The 2,944-nt window shown below is 74.8% G+C and carries 1 protein-coding gene and 2 pseudogenes; 1 reads left to right on the top strand and 2 read right to left on the bottom strand.

Annotated elements, in window-relative coordinates; genetic code table 11:
- Positions 1-188 precede the first annotated feature (188 nt).
- A pseudogene (locus ACJA3G_RS34130) lies at positions 189-1,398 on the bottom strand (sensor histidine kinase); the annotation flags it as partial.
- Positions 1,399-1,457: 59 nt separating this feature from the next.
- Positions 1,458-2,159, bottom strand: coding sequence for a TetR/AcrR family transcriptional regulator (locus tag ACJA3G_RS34135; RefSeq protein ID WP_406556911.1), 702 nt, complete (start codon positions 2,157-2,159; stop codon positions 1,458-1,460).
- Positions 2,160-2,388: 229 nt separating this feature from the next.
- Here ACJA3G_RS34135 and ACJA3G_RS34140 point away from each other — a divergent pair.
- Positions 2,389-2,805, top strand: a pseudogene (locus tag ACJA3G_RS34140) (nitroreductase family deazaflavin-dependent oxidoreductase); the annotation flags it as partial.
- Between the last annotated feature and the right edge of the window lie 139 nt (positions 2,806-2,944).

Here is a 2,944-nt window from a genome sequence, read left to right on the forward strand (position 1 = left end):
CTCCGGCTCCCCGTACCGCGCGCGTGGTGCTCGACTATGCGCCGGACCTGCTCGAACTGCGGGTGGACGACGACGGACCCGTCGGTTCCGGTGACGCGGGCGGCAGCGGGAACGGTCTGATCGGCATGCGGGAGCGGGCCGCCGCGCTCGGTGGCACCATCGAGGCGGGCCCCCGCCACGACGGCGGCTTCCGGGTGGTCGCCCGCCTCGATGGTGCCACCGAGCGCGGCGGCCCGCTCCCGCATGCCGATCAGACCGTTCCCGCTGCCGCCCGCGTCACCGGAACCGACGGGTCCGTCGTCGTCCACCCGCAGTTCGAGCAGGTCCGGCGCATAGTCGAGCACCACGCGCGCGGTACGGGGAGCCGGAGTGGCGCACCACGTTGGTGAGCGCCTCCTGGACGATACGGAAAGCGGCGAGATCGGCCCCCGGCGGCAGGGTCCGGGGCGAACCGGTCGTCGTGGCCGCGACGGTGAGCCCGGCCGCCGCCGCCTGTTCGACGAGCTCGGGCAGCCGGTCGAGGCCCGGCGCGGGCGAGCGGGGGGCGTCGCCCGGGGTGCGCAGGGTGTCGAGCACCTGGCGCACCTCGCCCAGCGCCTCCTTGCTGGCGGACTTGATGGTGGTCAGCGCGGTACGGGCCTGCTCCGGGTCGGAGTCGAGCAGCGCCAGGCCCACGCCCGCCTGGACGTTGATGACGGAGATGCTGTGCGCCAGCACGTCGTGCAGTTCGCGAGCGATCCGCAGCCGCTCCTCGTCGGCCCGCCGCCGGTCGGCGGCGGCCCGCTCGGCCCCGGCCCTGGCCCACTGCTCCCGGCGTACGCGGGCGAGCTCGGCGATCGCCACGACGGCCAGCACCCAGGCGGCGACGACCAGTTCCTGCGCCCAGGGCGCGGGACGGTCGCCGCTCGGGGGCAGCACACGGTAGAGCCAGTGCGCGACCAGGACGTGGCCGAGCCAGAGCATCCCGACGGCCGACCAGGCGGCCCGGCGGTGTCCCGCGACGATCGCCGCGAAGCACCCGACGGCCACCGCGAGGAAGACCGGCCCGTACGGATAGCCGGCGCCCAGGTACACCATGGCCGCCCCCGCCGAGCCGAACACGGCGAGGACGGGGTGGCGACGGCGAGCGAGCAGCACCGCGCAGCTCGCGAGGAGCAGCAGCCGGGCGAAGACGTCGAGCGGGGCGCGCCCGCTCTGGTTGTGCGCGGCGACGCTGGAGCCGCCCAGTACGACGGCGGTCAGCAGGAGGGTGGAGGGCCAGGGCAGCCGCGAGCGCCCCCGGAGGTCCGCCCCGCCACCCCGTGCCCACTGCCGCGCCCGGTGCGGGAGCGGCGGCCCGTGCCTCGCCCAGGGGCGGCCGTGCCGCCCGGCCGGGGGCGGCGGCTGCTGCTCTTCCATACCGGCCACGCTAGCCCCGGGCGTGCCGTCCGGGCGTCAGCCCGGCGTGGTGGTCACGGCTACTCCCCGGGGAGTACCAGGCCCACCGAGGAGGCGAGCGCGCCGGCCGCGTGCGCGAAGAACGCGTCCCGCTCCTCGACGACGCGGTGGAACTGGCCGAACAGCTCGAACGAGATCAGCCCGAAGAGCTGCGCCCACGCGGCGACCAGCGCGGGGCCGACCGCCGGGGGCAGTCCGGGCGCGAAGTCGGCCGCCATCCGCTCGCCCTCGGCGCGCAGTCCGGGGGCGGGCCGGGGGACGGCGATGCCCCGCCCCTGGTGGGCGTCGCGGACGATCCCGATGAGCACGAGCGCCACACGCGAGGCGGGGCCGACGGTGGCCTGGGGCGCGGTGTAGCCGGGCACGGGCGAGCCGTAGATGAGCGCGTACTCGTGCGGGTGCGCCAGCGCCCAGGTCCGTACGGCGCCACAGACGGCGACCCAGCGCTCCGCGGGGGCGTCGGCGGGCGCGGCCTGCGCGAGCGCCCGCTCCGCGGCCTCACCCACGGCGTCGTAGGCATCCACGATCAGCGCGGTGAGCAGGTCGTCGCGGCTCGGGAAGTAGCGGTAGAGGGCGGAGGAGGCCATGCCCAGCTCACGGGCGACGGCACGGAGCGACAGCTTCGAGGCGCCCTCGGCGGCGAGCTGTTTTCTGGCCTCGCCCTTGATGGCGGCGGTGATCTCGGTACGCGCGCGGGCTCGGGCGCCCTGGACGGTGCTCATGGGGACATTCTGCCACTGTCGAGAGCGGTGCACCGGAACGAGAGCGGTGATCCGGCCAGCGAGCCGCGAACAAATTAGAGAGCACTGCTCTTGCTTTGGAGCACCGCTTGCGTGCACACTGCTCTCAAGCGAGAGCAGTGCTCTCGCACCCGCTCCACGAGTCGCACCCGCACCCCGCACCTCGCCCCCGCAGACCGCTCCACCACCCCAGGGAGTCCCGATGTCGTCGATGCCCAGCTCGCAGCCGTACTACCTGAAGGCCGGCCGCTTCGCCACGCGGATGAACAGCGCCATCGGCTGGCTGGCCCGTCACGGGATGAGCCTGGCCGGCACCGCCGAGCTGTCGGTGCGGGGCCGCAAGAGCGGCCAGATGCAGCGGGTGCCGGTCAATCCACACGCGTACGAGGGCGCGCAGTACCTCATCTCCGCCCGCGGGCACTCGCAGTGGGTACGCAACATGCGGGCGGCGGGCGGCGGCGAGCTGCGGGTGGGCCGCAAGGTCCGCGCCTTCACGGCCGTGGAGATCTCGGACGGCGAGAAGACCGCCGTCCTGCGCACCTACCTGGAGCGCTGGGGGTGGGAGGTCAACCAGTACTTCCAGGGCGTGACCGCGAAGTCGAGCGACGACGAGCTGCTCGCCGCCGCCCGCCGCCCGCATGTTGCGTACCCACTGCGAGTGCCCGCGGGCGGAGATGAGGTACTGCGCGCCCTCGTACGCGTGTGGATTGACCGGCACCCGCTGCATCTGGCCGCTCTTGCGGCCCCGCACCGACAGCTCGGCGGTG

This window comes from Streptomyces sp. YS-3, assembly GCF_045257485.1.
Classification (GTDB): domain Bacteria; phylum Actinomycetota; class Actinomycetes; order Streptomycetales; family Streptomycetaceae; genus Streptomyces.

Excerpts from the sequence above, each read along its gene's own strand:
- ACJA3G_RS34135 (WP_406556911.1), bottom strand. The coding sequence starts at position 2,159 with ATGAGCACCGTCCAGGGCGCCCGAGCCCGCGCGCGTACCGAGATCACC.